We start from the raw sequence: 13,029 nt of genomic DNA, 5'->3' as shown, positions 1-13,029 counted from the left end.
CCAGATACACAGCGTCTTTTCGCCCCTGAACCGGATCCAGACCCGATGACCGTCACCGCTACCACGCCCTTGCTTCGGCCTTTCAAGGACAGCTCAGCCTCAACCGTCGTGGCCGGCTTCATTGCCATGCTCACCGGCTATACCAGCTCGCTGGTGCTGATGTTTCAGGCCGGCCAAGCGGCGGGCCTCAGCAGCGCACAAATCTCATCCTGGATCTGGGCCCTATCGATCGGTATGGCGCTGTGCAGCATCGGCTTGTCGCTGCGCTATCGGACGCCGGTGGTGATCGCCTGGTCAACGCCCGGCGCGGCGCTGCTGATCAGCAGCCTACCCGGCGTTCCCTATGGCGAAGCGATCGGCGCGTTCATCTTCAGTTCGGCACTGATAGCGCTGTGCGGACTCACCGGCAGCTTCGAACGCCTGATGCGCAAGGTGCCCGCGTCGCTGGCGGCAGCACTGTTGGCCGGCGTGCTGTTCAATATCGGCAGCGAGATTTTCCGCGCGGTGAACGTACAGCCCGTGCTCGTACTCGGGATGTTCTTCAGCTATTTGCTGGCCAAGCGCCTGCTGCCGCGCTACGCGGTGCTCTCGGCGCTGATTGTCGGCTGTGTGCTGTCCGGTGGGTTGGGCCTGCTCGACTTCAGTGGCCTGAGCCTGGAGGTTGCGATACCGGTGTGGACCACGCCTGCGTTGTCCTTCGCCGCGGTATTCAGCATCGGCATACCATTGTTTGTTATTGCCATGGCGTCGCAGAACATGCCGGGGCTGGCCGTATTACGCGCCGAGGGCTATCAGGCGCCCGCCTCGCCGCTGATTTCCGTCACGGGTATCGCGTCGGTTCTGCTCGCCCCCTTCGGTTCCCATGGCATCCACTTGGCTGCGATCACCATGGCCATCTGCGCCGGGCCGGGGGCCCATCCGGATCCGTCCCGACGTTACACTGCGGCGGTCTGGTGCGGTCTGTTCTACGGTATTGCCGGCATTTTCGGCGCAACCCTGGCCGCATTGTTCGCCGCCTTCCCGCCGGCGCTGGTGCTATCCATCGCGGCGCTGGCATTGCTCGGCTCGATCGGCAGCGGTTTGACCCAGGCGATGCAACTGCCGCGTGAGCGCGAGGCAGCGTTGATCACGTTCATGGTCACGGCATCGGGCCTGACCCTGTTCGGCATCGGCTCCGCCTTGTGGGGACTGGTGGCGGGCGTGTTGACGCTGCTGATCGTCAATGGGCGCAAAACTGCGGGCTGAGCGCTGCGGTCAACGGGTTCAGATAGCGGTCGCACCGCCGTCGACCGCCAACGCATGGCCGGTGGTGAACGCGGCGCCATCACTGCAGAGGTAAAGCACCGCCGCAGCGATTTCCTCGACCTTGCCGATACGCCCGACCGGATGCATCGCCGCGGCAAATTCGGCCTTGCGCGGATCCGCTTCATAGGCGCGGCGGAACATGTCGGTGTCGATGACGGCAGGACAGACAGCATTGACCCTGATCTTCTTCTTGGCGTATTCGATCGCCGCCGATTTGGTCAAACCGATGACGGCATGCTTGGATGCCGAATAAATGCTCATCTTCGGTGCCGCTCCCAGACCCGCAACCGAGGCGGTATTGACGATGGCGCCGCCACCCTGAGCCAGCATCAGCGGTAACTGGTGCTTCATGCATAGCCAGACACCTTTGACATTGACGCCCATGATGGCGTCGAACTCGGCTTCGCTGCCTTCGGCCAGGCGACCCTGTTCGATCTCGATGCCCGCATTGTTGAAGGCATAGTCGATACGACCGTAAGCAGCCACCGCTTGCTCGGTCATCGCTTTGACATCGTCATCGCGGGTCACGTCGCAGCGCACGAACACTGCCTCTCCCCCCGCCTTGCGGATGGCTTCGGCACAGGCTGCGCCACCCGCCTCGTCCAGATCTGCCACGACCACCTTCAGCCCCTGCTCGGCGAACGCCAGCGCCGTCGCGCGGCCAATTCCCGCAGCAGCTCCAGTAACCAACGCAACCTGACCGGAAAAACACATGCTCATGCTGGATACCCTATCGATTTAAAGAAGGCGTCGAGTCCAAAAGTGACTACAAGCCAAACGCTGGTCATGGTTATACCGCCATCCTCTGCTCCGATTAAGCCCAGGCTGGCTATATCACTCAGGCAGATGCCACTGCATTCCAACATTCCCGCCTTGCTTGCAGTGATGACCTCTGCGAGCTACACCAAGCTTTTGCACACACCAGAGGCTTCCATGGACCAGACCAACCGCCAGTTTCTACTGGCCAAGCGCCCCGTCGGGGCGCCCACCCGCGACACCTTCGAGTTCGTTGAACAACCGCTGGGCGAACCCGGCCCGAACCAGATCCTGGTCAAGAACGAATACCTGTCGCTGGATCCTGCCATGCGCGGCTGGATGAACGATGCCAAGTCCTATATCCCGCCGGTGGGTATTGGTGAGGTAATGCGTGCGCTTGGTGTGGGCAAGGTAATCGCGTCTCAGCATCCCGGCTTTGCGAAAGGTGATTACGTCAACGGCGCGCTCGGCGTACAGGACTATTTCCTCGGCGAGCCTAAAGGCTTCTACAAGGTCGATCCGAACCAGGCGCCGCTGCCGCGCTATCTGTCTGCGCTGGGCATGACCGGTATGACTGCTTACTTCGGCCTGCTGGCGGTGGGCGAACCCAAGGCAGGAGAAACCGTGGTGCTGTCGGGAGCCGCCGGTGCCGTAGGCAGCGTTGCGGGGCAGATTGCCAAGATCAAGGGTTGTCGCGTGGTAGGGATCGCAGGAGGGGCCGACAAATGCCGTTTCCTCACCGACGAGCTGGGCTTCGACGCCGCAATTGACTACAAGAGCGAAGACGTCGCGGCGGGGCTTAAACGTGAATGCCCGAAAGGCGTCGACGTTTACTTCGACAACGTCGGTGGCGATATCCTCGACGCGGTACTGACGCGCATCACCGTTGGTGCCCGCATCGTGATTTGCGGCGCGATCAGCCAGTACAACAATAAGGAAGCGGTCAAGGGACCTGCCAACTACCTTTCCCTGTTGGTCAATCGGGCGCGCATGCAGGGCATGGTGGTGATGGATTACGTGCCACGCTATCCGGAGGCCATGAAAGAAATGGCTGGCTGGATGCAGAGCGGCGAGCTGAAGAGCAAGGAGGACATCGTCGAAGGGCTGGAGACGTTCCCCGATACCCTGATGAAACTGTTCACCGGCGGCAACTTCGGCAAGCTGGTATTGAAGGTCAGCTGACTCGCTTGGATAGCGGACGGGCACCGTACTTCGGCGACCATCCGCTATCCAGGGTTCAGGCCAATTCCGCAACCACTGCCGCCAGCGCCTGGGACGGATCCGCCGCCTGTGCGATGGGCCTGCCGATCACCAGATAATCCGACCCCGCCGCCATCGCCTCGGCAGGCGTGAGAATACGCCGCTGATCATCTGCCTTGCTGCCGGCCGGACGAATGCCCGGTGTCACCAGTTGCAACTGTGCAAAGTGCGCTTTCAAGGATTGCGCCTCCAGCGCCGAGCAAACCAGCCCATCCAGTCCGGCCTCTGCTGCCAGCCCGGCCAGTCGCAGCACCTGCTGCTGCGGCTGCACATCGAGACCGATATCGGCCAGGTCCGTCTGCTCCATGCTGGTCAGCACTGTGACGCCGATCAGTAGCGGTTTGTGCCCTCCTACCTTATCCAGGGTCTCGCGGCAGGCCGCCATCATCCGCAGACCTCCAGAGCAGTGCACATTGACCATCCACACGCCCAGTTCCGCCGCTGCCTTGACCGCCATCGCCGTGGTATTGGGTATGTCATGGAATTTCAGATCCAGAAATACCTCAAATCCTTTACTCTGCAGCGCCTCGACGATCTGCGGACCGCAGCGGGTGAACAGCTCCTTGCCGACCTTGACACGGCAAAGCGCCGGATCGAGCTGTCCGGCCAGGGCCAGCGCAGCATCACGGGAGGGAAAATCGAGCGCAACGATGAGGGGAGTCTGGCAAGTCATGGCGATTCCTCGGCAAATTTCGGCGCGCATTGTCGCAGAAAAACCATCATCGAAGCGGACCGGATGCCGTTGACGGTATGGTCGCGCAATGGCGCAGCTACATGCGCAAGCCTAAGGTTAAACGCAGTCCCGCCACCATCAGGAGATAAACATGCCTTGGTACATCTGGTTATTGCTGGTCCTGGTGATCGGTATCATCGTCGGAGGGCTGATGACCCTACGCGCCAGCGCTCACAAGATTCCGCTGACCGAGGAGCAGAAACAGCGGATCGCCCAGCGAAACGCCGAGGCGGACGCCAAGGACGCGCGCGATAAATAGCCGTCGGCGCGCTGGACAGCCGGCCGAACCGGCGCCTTTGCCCCCTCACATCAGGCGATTAATTGACTCGGCAGTCAGTGATGGCTTTCCGCCTTCATTCGAGCAATCATTCTGCCTCCTACAAGGAAGCATCGATGCCATCAGATTCCGCTTCGGCCCAGGCCGGAAGTCCCAAAGCCCACGCCGCGTTTTCGAGGCGGATCCTCCCCGGTTTTGCCTGCCTGTTGGCCGCTGCACTGCTGGCTGCGGCGATCGCCGTCATACATATCGCCCAGACCATTGATCGCGACGCACTGACCCAGGAGCATTTTCTCGCCGGCAAGGCATTCGAATCGCATATGCGCGGCATGTCTCGTCATGTCGCGGACAACGGGTTCTGGGGCGACGCCTATGCCAATCTAAGCAAGCGGACCAATCTCAACTGGGCTTATGACCAGGCGAACCTCGGCCCTTCTTTATACGACGACTTCGGCTATGAAGCGGTCCTGGTGGTCAACGCCGACGGCGAAACGACCTATTCGGTGATCCGCGGGGAACTGGTGCAGGTCGATGCACGGCGCTGGCTTGGCAACGGGCTGGAAATTCTGCTCGCGCAGGCCCGTGAGGCGGTCGAGGAGGAAGAAACCTCTGCCGGCCTGCTTTCGGCTGAAGGTCTCCCGGCTATGGTGGCCGCTGCGGTAATGACCCCAGGCGGCAGCGATATCGATGAGATGGACGGCCCCGCCTCGGTTCTGCTTTTTGTCGATGTGATGGATTCTGACTGGCTGCTCCAACTCGGCCGTGAATATGCGATCGAAGGTTTGCGTATCGACGACGAAAACCCTCGCCCGCAAAACGCCGTTGTCTCTCTGAATATGCTCGATGGAACATTCCAAGGATTTACCTGGAACGTCTCCCAGCCAGGCCGCTACCTGTTATGGATGACTCTGCCGGTGCTTGCCGCGGTCACCCTTGGACTCGGAGTCCTTGCCTGGCTGCTCCTGCGTCAGGCGCTGAAAACCGTACGGCTGATGGATGCCAGCTACAAGCGGCTGTCGAAAAGCCGCACGGCATTGGCCGCCAGTGAAGAACGCTTCCGCGATGTGGCAGAAGCCGCATCCGATTGGATCTGGGAAACCGACCAGAATGCTCGACTGACTTACCTATCGAGTCGCTTCGAAGAAATCACCGGCCATGAACCCGCCGCCTGGATTGGCCGTCCCTTGATCGATCTGCTGATTACCGATCATGCCGCACTCCAGGACTGGCTGGCTGCGCCACATAGGACGCCGTTGCGCTGCAGCTACCAGGCGGCGAATGGCTGCGAACGGCATTGCCGGCTCTCCGCTCGCGCGATTTATCGAGAGGACGAGCTATTGGGCTATCGGGGTACCGCAAGCGACATCACCGAAGAGACCCGGGCCCAGGCACGCGTGCAGTACCTCTCGCAGCACGACGCCCTGACCGGCCTGCCGAATCGCAACCGGCTGCGCGACTATCTGGAAGCCAAACTCGCCTCGCTTAGCAGCGGATCTCGGCTGACGGTCCTGTACATCGATCTGGATCGCTTCAAGCCGGTAAACGACACCCTGGGCCACGGTGCCGGGGACGAGGTGTTGATCGGCGTATCCAACCGACTCAAGCAGTGCATCAGAGGCGACGACCTGGTCGCTCGCCTGGGTGGCGACGAGTTCCTCATGGTCATGAGCCGTCTACAGCTCAACGAAGATGTGGACAAGCTTTGCGCCCGGGTTGTCGCCGCGGTCAGCGAACCCTTCATTTACGAAGGCCAGCAGATCTACATTGGCGCCAGTATTGGCATCGCCATGGCGCCCACCGACGCGACGCAGGCCAACGAACTCCTGCGCTGCGCGGATATCGCCCTGTATCAGGCCAAGGCCGACGGACGTGGAACCTGGCGATTCTATGGCAGCGAGATGGACAAGCGGCTGTTGGAACGGCGTCGCCAGGAAGACGAACTGCGCCAGGCGATTGCCGAAGGCCAGTTCGAGGTTCATTACCAGCCTCGGTATTTCAGCGAGGACATGAGCATTAACGGCGCCGAAGCCTTGCTGCGCTGGCGGCACCCTGCTCGAGGCCTTCTGCTACCCGAGCACTTCATCCCGCTGGCGGAAGAGACCGGGCTGATAGTCCCGCTCGGCGAGTGGGTCCTGCGCCAGGCCTGCATCGAAGCCACAGGCTGGGCGAGCACGCTCATGATCGCGGTCAACCTGTCGCCGCTGCAGCTACGCAACGACGAGTTATCCGAAATGGTTCGGACCGTTCTGGAAGAAAGCGGGCTCCCGGCCAACCGTCTTGAACTGGAAATAACCGAAACGGCATTGCTCCAGGAAAATCAGCGCACCCTGGACGTGCTCAACGAACTGAAGGCCATCGGTGTCCGGCTCGCCATGGACGATTTCGGTACCGGCTATTCTTCCCTGAGCAATCTGCGTAGCTATCCGTTCGACACGATCAAGATCGACGGCAGCTTTGTCTCCGGCATGGAACGTTCGACCGCGGACCATTCCATCGTCAAGGCGCTCATCGATCTCGGCCGAGGCTTGCGCATGCGTGTCACGGCCGAAGGCGTGGAAACCTCGGAGCAACTGACGCAATTGCTCGCCGATGGCTGTAGCGAGATTCAGGGCTTCCACATGAGCCATCCGCTTCCGGCCCAAGAGTTGCGCGCCTTGCTGGCCGGTGTCGGCGGGACCTTGAGCCGAAGCCCTGCGTGACAGCGTCCGCGCGGGTTACCGTTTGAGCTCGATGTTGATCTGGGCCCCGTCGATCAGCGCTTCGTCCTCATTCAAGCCCTGCAGCAGGCGTCCGCTCATCTGCACCGAGCGTGAACTCTCAGCTGAATCGAATAATGGCGGCAATAAACGTATCGACGCCGTATCCGCGTCCGGCTCGAGCTCCTCGGCCCAATCCTCGGGAAGGCTCAAATCCAGCTCCGGCTCGGGCAGCTCGACGCGTTCGATCGCGACGTCCTTCTTCGGCGCTGGCGGGGCGACCGGTTTGGGCTCAGGCGTCGGCACGACACGCTCGGATGGCAGCGTTTCAGGGTCACCGGCGGTCACCGGCTCGACTTCAATCTCGATTTTCGGGGGCTTACCCACTTCACTTTCGACACGCCCGAGCGCGGGATCGGGCGCGGGCTCGAGCGGCGCTGCGGGCCCGCGATCAACCACGCCAGACCGAACTTCGGGTTTCGCCGGTGCACCGGGTTGAGAAGGTAACTTATCGCCGTCGCAAGCGCCGAGAAACGGTAATGCAAGCAGCAAACTCAACCATCTCATAGGACCACGTCCTCCTTCGGTCCGATCAGTTCGATTGCCGGCACAGCCCTCCTGCCAGCTCACCCAGGGTTTTCAATGCTCGCTCTGCCTCGGACGTCCAGGGCAGACCGCAATTGAGCCGCACGCAGTGATTGAACTGCTCGGTGTTGCTGAAAATCAGCCCCGGCGCGATGCTGATTCCTCGCTTCAGCGCCTGTAAGTGCAGCTCCTTGGTATTCACCCGGGCCGGCAAGCTGACCCAGAGAATGAAGCCGCCGGTGGGCCGGGTCATCTGCGTTCCTTCCGGAAAATAACGCTGCACTGCCAACTGGAAGGCACTGAGGTTACTGCGATACTCATGCCGGATGTAGCGTAGATGCCGATCATATCCACCGTTCTCCAGATAGGCTGCTACGCCCATCTGGGTAACACTGCAGGCCGAATGCGTGCTGAAGGTCTGCAGGCGCTGAATCTCCTCTCGATAGCGTCCCGGCAGAATCCAACCAATGCGCACACCCGGCGAGATGGTCTTGGAGAAGCTCGAGCAATAGATCACTCGCCCCTCATCATCGTTGGACTTGAGCGCCTTGATGGACCCCGCATCGAACATGAGTTCGCCGTAGATATCATCTTCGACAATCTGAATGTCGAAATTCGCCGCCAACTTGAGCAATTGCTTTTGCCGTACGTCCGGCATGCTGCCACCCAAGGGGTTGCTCAGCCGCGCGGTGAGCACCAGCGCCTTGATCGGCCACTGGCTAGCAGCCAGTTGCAGCGCTTCGAGACTTAGTCCGGTGTCCGGGTCGCACGGAATTTCGATGACTTTGAGCCCTAGCAGATCGGCCAGTTGCAGCAAGCCGTAGTAGCTGGGTGACTCAGCTGCGATCAGGTCGCCCGGTTTGGTCAATACGCGCAAGGACATCTGTAGAGCATCGACACAGCCGTGGGTGATCACCACTTCGTCCGGGCCGACGATCACGCCGGCATCGCGCATGCGGATCGCCACCTGTCGACGCAGGGGCTCATAGCCGGGGCTGAACATATAGCTGAACGCCCGCTGGCTCTGGAAGCGAGTGATCTTGGCGAGTTGCTGGTGCAAGGCGCGCGCTGGCAAATAGTCCACATGAGGCACGGCAGCGCCCAACGGGATAAGCCCGTCGCGGCGCGATTCGCTGAGGACCTGGTTGATGATGCTGCTGCGCGTGACCAGCGTCGGCCGCTCGACCTGCGCGATATCCGGGGTCGGGGCGGTCAGCGCCGGCGTGTGGTGCACATAGAAGCCCGATTGCGGACGCGCCCGGATCATGCCTTGGTCTTCTAGGTTGGCATAGGCTTGCAGGACCGTCGCATGGCTGACGTTCAACTGCATGCTCATCTTGCGCACCGAAGGCACACGCTCACCGGGCCGGTAGACGCCGCGCCGGATATCTTCAGCGAGCTGGTGTGCAATGCGCTGATAAAGCAACAGATTGGTCATATCGTCCGTCTCCGCCAACTGGACCATAACAGTAGTACAACACCGTTATGTACGACCAATACAGTTACTCGCAAACTCGCCGACACAGTCTGTTACAGCCCTGGCACGGATGCTGTCAGCGAGGGCTACTGAGTCGCCCTTGCTCGTCGGAAAACAGAATCTCGACCCGCCGATTCTGTGCTCGGCCACGCACCGATGCGTTTTCGGCGACCCGATATTGCTCACCGTAGCCAATCACCTCCATACGCCGCGGATCGATACCCAGGCTCTGCATGAAGTCGCCCACCGCCTGCGCTCGGGCCTTGGACAGGGCAAGGTTTTCGGCGGCATCACCCCGATTGTCGGTGTAGCCCTCGATGCGGACTCTGCGGTTGGGATTGAGCTGCAGGAAATGCACGACCTTGAGTAGCGTGCGATTGGCCGAGGGCTCCAGGTCGGCGCTGGCCGCCTTGAACAACACGTCCCCTAAGGTCATCACCAGACCGCGATCTGTTTCGGACGCCGCCAGACTGATCAGCTGATCCTCCATCCATCGACCCTGGTGCTGCAGGTCGAGCAGCCGGGCTTCCTGCAGAGCCTGACGCAAGCGCTCGTGCTCAATGGCGAGCTGGGTAGCGCGCCGCTGATTCTGCATCTGCTCGCTGTGCTGGCGAGCGATCTCGCTATACCGTTTGCTGAGATAGGCGTAGTGATCAACGTCTTCTGCGCTGCCCCAGTAGCCGGCGAAACGCTGGGCTCGCTCCAGCGATTCGGCCGCGCGCATCATGTCCTTCGGCGCATCGCGCAGGATCTGCGGATCGTCACCGACGCTCTGAAATGCAACAACCGCTTGTTCCAGTTGTTGCTGCGATTGCTGCGTTGCGCATCCCTGGAGCCCGGCAAGCGTCACCAGCAATACGGACGTGAGAACAGGCTTCACTGCAAATCCCCCAACTGATCGCGTAGCCGTGCAATACGGCGAGCCAGCTCTGCCAGCTCCTGCTGACTCTTGTCATTCAGAACGCTGGCCTCCGCCAGCCTAGCGTCCAGCTCCGCTTTTTCGGCGAGCCGACGGGCCTGCCGGTAGTCCTCGTCCTTCATTGCTGCAACCGCAGCCATGAGTTGTTCTTCGGCCAGCGCCAGCTCTGGCGTCTGATCCGACGCGCCCACTGAGCGCGCCTGGGTCAGCGCCTGCTCGGTGAGACGCAGCTGTTCGGTAGGTGCCGGGTCGTTGGCGCAGCCGACCATCGCCGACAGCATGAGCATGTAGGAAAGATGCTTTATCAAAAGAGAGATCCTAGCGTTGCGAATTGCTTGTCGGCGCCGGCTGTTGCTTCCAACGCTCGAGATTTTCCACCAGCAGTTGCTGCGGCACACCGGCAGCGCGCAATTCTGTCATTTTTATCGCGAGCTGTCCGCGCAACCACGGGCCGTTGCAGGCGGAGTCGTGCGCCACTGCGAGATGCATATCACGACTGAAGACCGGAGGTTCCAACCGCTGAATATCAGCAAGCAGCCCTCGCGGGTCGGCTTGGGCGACAGCGCTGTACCGCTCGTGCAACACGTAATCGGCTTTGCCCGCCAGCAGCCTTTGCACGGCTTCCGTCAGGCTGGGCGACGAGCGCAAGCGAAGATGATCCTTGGCATATGCCTGAAACTCACCACCGAAGCGGATCGATGCGACGTAGGCACCCGAGCGACCCGTCAGATCTTCACGACTGGCGTAAAGGAAGCCAGGCTCATTGCGTACCCAGGCAGACATTTGCAACGTAACGATCGACGGGTGGATGAAATCCAGATGCGCCAGCTCCCGCAGGTCGAGCACCGCATCGGCCAGCAGATCCACCCGGCCGCTACGCACCTCCTCGAGCGCCTTGGCGGCATCGCCCGTATAGAGAAGCTCGAGCTTCAGATCGAGTGAATCGGTAATTTTCTTCAGTAAATCGGCATTCGCACCGATCAGGCGCTTGGGATTCTGCGGATCGCGCCACAGGAACGGCGGATTATCCGCGCCACCTGTTGCGATCAGCCGATCACACTTGGCAGCCGCCGCGTTCGCCACCAGAGGAGTTGCCAGCAGCAAGGCGATCAAGGCGGATTTCAGCGGAACGGCACAGCGCATGGAAAACCTCATCATGGGGAATCGAACAGGCACTGTCGGTGCCAGTTCGGGATATTACCATCGGCCAGCGCAGCCGAGCTGCCATAAAAAAACCCGCTGCAAGAGCGGGTTTTTTCCGAAGCGGCTCGATCAGACGAGTCGCTCGAGTTCGGGCACGATCTCGAACAGATCGCCCACCAGGCCGTAATCAGCCACCTGGAAGATCGGCGCTTCCTCGTCCTTGTTGATCGCCACGATCACTTTGGAGTCCTTCATGCCTGCCAGATGCTGGATCGCACCGGAGATGCCGACGGCGATGTACAGCTGCGGCGCGACGATCTTGCCGGTCTGACCAACCTGCATATCGTTGGGCACGAAGCCAGCGTCGACCGCCGCGCGCGAAGCGCCGACAGCAGCGCCGAGCTTGTCGGCCAGCGCATACAGATGCTTGAAGTTGTCACCGTTCTGCATGCCACGACCACCGGAAATGACGATCTTGGCAGCGGTCAGTTCGGGACGGTCGGACTTGGCCAGTTCTTCGCCAACGAAAGCGGAAACGCCCGCGTCACCGGAGCCGGAAACCTGCTCGACACTGGCCGAGCCGCCTTCGGCATTGACCGGATCGAAACCGGTGGAACGCACGGTGATGACCTTGATCGGTGCGCTCGACTGCACGGTGGCGATGGCATTACCGGCATAGATCGGGCGCTTGAAGGTGTCGGCGCTTTCGACGGCGATGATTTCGGAGATCTGATCAACGTCCAGCAGCGCCGCAACGCGTGGCAGAAAGTTCTTGCCGTTGGTGGTGGCAGCGGCGAGCACATGGCTGTAGCTCTTGGCCAGATCGGCGATCAGCGGCGCGACGTTTTCCGGCAGCTGATGGGCGTAGGCGGCGTTGTCGGCAACCAGCACCTTGGACACGCCTTCGATCTTCGACGCTGCTTCGCCGATGGCTGCGCAGTCGCTACCGGCGACCAGCACATGGATGTCGCCACCGATGGCTTTGGCGGCCGCAACGGTATTGAGCGTAGCGGCCGCCAGGACGGCATTGTTGTGTTCAGCGATAACCAGGATAGTCATTTAGATTACCTTCGCCTCGTTTTTCAGTTTCTCGACCAGTTCAGCCACGGACTTGACCTTGATACCGGCGCTGCGAGCAGCCGGCGCTTCGACTTTCAGGGTCTTCACGGTGGAGGTGGTGGACACACCCAGCGCGTCTGGCGTCAGGACTTCCAGCGGCTTTTTCTTGGCCTTCATGATGTTTGGCAGCGACGCGTAGCGAGGCTCGTTCAAACGCAGATCGGTAGTCACGATTGCCGGCAAGTTCAGCGCAACGGTCTGTGCGCCGCCATCGATTTCACGCTCGACCTTGACCTTGTCGCCTTCCACTTCGACCTTCGAGGCGAACGTGCCTTGGGCGTATCCGGTCAGCGCGCCAAGCATCTGGCCGGTCTGGTTGTTGTCGCTGTCGATGGCTTGCTTGCCGAGAATGACCAGCTGCGGCTGCTCCTTGTCGACGACGGCTTTCAGCAACTTGGCCACGGCCAGCGAGTTGAGCTCTTCGGTCGATTCGACCAGCACGGCGCGATCAGCACCCAGTGCCAGCGCAGTACGCAGCTGCTCTTGAGCGGCGGTCGGACCGATGGACACCACGACGATTTCGCTCGCAACGCCCTTTTCTTTAAGGCGCACGGCTTCTTCCACGGCGATTTCGCAGAAGGGGTTCATCGACATCTTGACGTTGGCGAGGTCGACGCCGGAGTTGTCCGCCTTGACGCGAACCTTGACGTTGTAATCGACCACTCGTTTGACAGCTACAAGAATCTTCATGGATTCCTCGTTACTCTCCGGTGAATAGGATATCGCCGAGGCGAACCGAGCCATGCTCGAGGTCCGGAC

At 61.0% G+C, this 13,029-nt stretch carries 13 protein-coding genes; 4 read left to right on the top strand and 9 right to left on the bottom strand.

Features of this window, described 5'->3' with window-relative positions; translation table 11 throughout:
* The first annotated feature begins 45 nt into the window (after positions 1-45).
* Entirely contained in the window at positions 46-1,245 is a 1,200-nt protein-coding gene (locus MCB86_RS19105) for a benzoate/H(+) symporter BenE family transporter (RefSeq protein ID WP_239611878.1), read from the top strand.
* A gap of 18 nt (positions 1,246-1,263) precedes the next feature.
* On the opposite strand, the gene MCB86_RS19100 is transcribed toward MCB86_RS19105, so the two are convergent.
* Complete coding sequence (locus tag MCB86_RS19100; protein ID WP_045162745.1) at positions 1,264-2,025, bottom strand: SDR family oxidoreductase; 762 nt, start codon at positions 2,023-2,025, stop codon at positions 1,264-1,266.
* 213 nt (positions 2,026-2,238) lie between these two features.
* Here MCB86_RS19100 and MCB86_RS19095 point away from each other — a divergent pair, with 213 nt between their 5' ends.
* The gene (locus MCB86_RS19095) at positions 2,239-3,243 is read left to right on the top strand and encodes an NADP-dependent oxidoreductase (protein ID WP_239611877.1); all 1,005 of its coding nucleotides are present in this window, start codon (positions 2,239-2,241) and stop codon (positions 3,241-3,243) included.
* Positions 3,244-3,298: 55 nt separating this feature from the next.
* On the opposite strand, the gene pyrF is transcribed toward MCB86_RS19095, so the two are convergent.
* A complete protein-coding gene (gene pyrF, locus MCB86_RS19090) occupies positions 3,299-3,994 on the bottom strand; it encodes an orotidine-5'-phosphate decarboxylase (RefSeq protein WP_045162746.1) in 696 nt (231 codons plus the stop codon).
* 151 nt (positions 3,995-4,145) lie between these two features.
* Here pyrF and MCB86_RS19085 point away from each other — a divergent pair, with 151 nt between their 5' ends.
* The gene (locus MCB86_RS19085) at positions 4,146-4,313 is read left to right on the top strand and encodes a DUF2897 family protein (protein WP_080890622.1); all 168 of its coding nucleotides are present in this window, start codon (positions 4,146-4,148) and stop codon (positions 4,311-4,313) included.
* Between the two features lie 134 nt (positions 4,314-4,447).
* Positions 4,448-7,030, top strand: coding sequence for an EAL domain-containing protein (locus MCB86_RS19080; protein ID WP_045162747.1), 2,583 nt, complete (start codon positions 4,448-4,450; stop codon positions 7,028-7,030).
* A gap of 15 nt (positions 7,031-7,045) precedes the next feature.
* Here MCB86_RS19080 and MCB86_RS19075 read toward each other — a convergent pair whose 3' ends face one another.
* The 7 genes from MCB86_RS19075 to MCB86_RS19045 form a co-directional block, all read right to left on the bottom strand.
* On the bottom strand, positions 7,046-7,594 hold the full coding sequence (locus tag MCB86_RS19075; RefSeq protein ID WP_045162748.1) for a hypothetical protein: 549 nt from the start codon (positions 7,592-7,594) through the stop codon (positions 7,046-7,048).
* 25 nt (positions 7,595-7,619) lie between these two features.
* Positions 7,620-9,050 carry a PLP-dependent aminotransferase family protein gene (locus tag MCB86_RS19070; protein WP_045162749.1) on the bottom strand — a complete coding sequence of 477 codons (1,431 nt, stop codon included), beginning with the start codon at positions 9,048-9,050 and terminating at the stop codon, positions 7,620-7,622.
* Between the two features lie 115 nt (positions 9,051-9,165).
* Positions 9,166-9,969 (bottom strand): OmpA family protein, encoded by an 804-nt coding sequence (locus MCB86_RS19065; protein WP_045162751.1) that lies wholly within the window; start codon positions 9,967-9,969, stop codon positions 9,166-9,168.
* Positions 9,966-10,277 carry a DUF4398 domain-containing protein gene (locus MCB86_RS19060; protein WP_080890626.1) on the bottom strand — a complete coding sequence of 104 codons (312 nt, stop codon included), beginning with the start codon at positions 10,275-10,277 and terminating at the stop codon, positions 9,966-9,968. Before MCB86_RS19060 ends, MCB86_RS19065 begins: the two co-directional genes overlap by 4 nt.
* A 49-nt stretch (positions 10,278-10,326) precedes the next feature.
* Positions 10,327-11,151 carry an ABC transporter substrate-binding protein gene (locus tag MCB86_RS19055; protein WP_045162753.1) on the bottom strand — a complete coding sequence of 275 codons (825 nt, stop codon included), beginning with the start codon at positions 11,149-11,151 and terminating at the stop codon, positions 10,327-10,329.
* Positions 11,152-11,280: 129 nt separating this feature from the next.
* On the bottom strand, positions 11,281-12,210 hold the full coding sequence (locus MCB86_RS19050; protein WP_045162754.1) for an FAD-binding protein: 930 nt from the start codon (positions 12,208-12,210) through the stop codon (positions 11,281-11,283).
* Positions 12,211-12,960, bottom strand: coding sequence for an electron transfer flavoprotein subunit beta/FixA family protein (locus MCB86_RS19045; protein WP_045162755.1), 750 nt, complete (start codon positions 12,958-12,960; stop codon positions 12,211-12,213). It lies immediately after the preceding gene.
* Positions 12,961-13,029: the final 69 nt, after the last annotated feature.

The organism is Pseudomonas sp. KSR10 (genome assembly GCF_022355455.1).
In the GTDB taxonomy this organism is placed as follows: Bacteria; Pseudomonadota; Gammaproteobacteria; order Pseudomonadales; family Pseudomonadaceae; genus Stutzerimonas; species Stutzerimonas stutzeri_E.
Note: the sequence above shows the minus strand (reverse complement) of the source record. Positions and strands in the feature narration are given on the sequence as shown.

What these genes read in the sequence shown, in the direction of transcription:
- MCB86_RS19105 (WP_239611878.1), top strand. Translation starts at nt 46, where the DNA reads ATGACCGTCACCGCTACCACGCCCTTGCTTCGGCCTTTCAAGGACAGC.
- MCB86_RS19100 (WP_045162745.1), bottom strand. Translation starts at nt 2,025, where the DNA reads ATGAGCATGTGTTTTTCCGGTCAGGTTGCGTTGGTTACTGGAGCTGCT.
- MCB86_RS19095 (WP_239611877.1), top strand. Translation starts at nt 2,239, where the DNA reads ATGGACCAGACCAACCGCCAGTTTCTACTGGCCAAGCGCCCCGTCGGG.
- pyrF (WP_045162746.1), bottom strand. Translation starts at nt 3,994, where the DNA reads ATGACTTGCCAGACTCCCCTCATCGTTGCGCTCGATTTTCCCTCCCGT.
- MCB86_RS19085 (WP_080890622.1), top strand. Translation starts at nt 4,146, where the DNA reads ATGCCTTGGTACATCTGGTTATTGCTGGTCCTGGTGATCGGTATCATC.
- MCB86_RS19080 (WP_045162747.1), top strand. Translation starts at nt 4,448, where the DNA reads ATGCCATCAGATTCCGCTTCGGCCCAGGCCGGAAGTCCCAAAGCCCAC.
- MCB86_RS19075 (WP_045162748.1), bottom strand. Translation starts at nt 7,594, where the DNA reads ATGAGATGGTTGAGTTTGCTGCTTGCATTACCGTTTCTCGGCGCTTGC.
- MCB86_RS19070 (WP_045162749.1), bottom strand. Translation starts at nt 9,050, where the DNA reads ATGACCAATCTGTTGCTTTATCAGCGCATTGCACACCAGCTCGCTGAA.
- MCB86_RS19060 (WP_080890626.1), bottom strand. Translation starts at nt 10,277, where the DNA reads ATGGTCGGCTGCGCCAACGACCCGGCACCTACCGAACAGCTGCGTCTC.
- MCB86_RS19055 (WP_045162753.1), bottom strand. Translation starts at nt 11,151, where the DNA reads ATGCGCTGTGCCGTTCCGCTGAAATCCGCCTTGATCGCCTTGCTGCTG.
- MCB86_RS19050 (WP_045162754.1), bottom strand. Translation starts at nt 12,210, where the DNA reads ATGACTATCCTGGTTATCGCTGAACACAACAATGCCGTCCTGGCGGCC.
- MCB86_RS19045 (WP_045162755.1), bottom strand. Translation starts at nt 12,960, where the DNA reads ATGAAGATTCTTGTAGCTGTCAAACGAGTGGTCGATTACAACGTCAAG.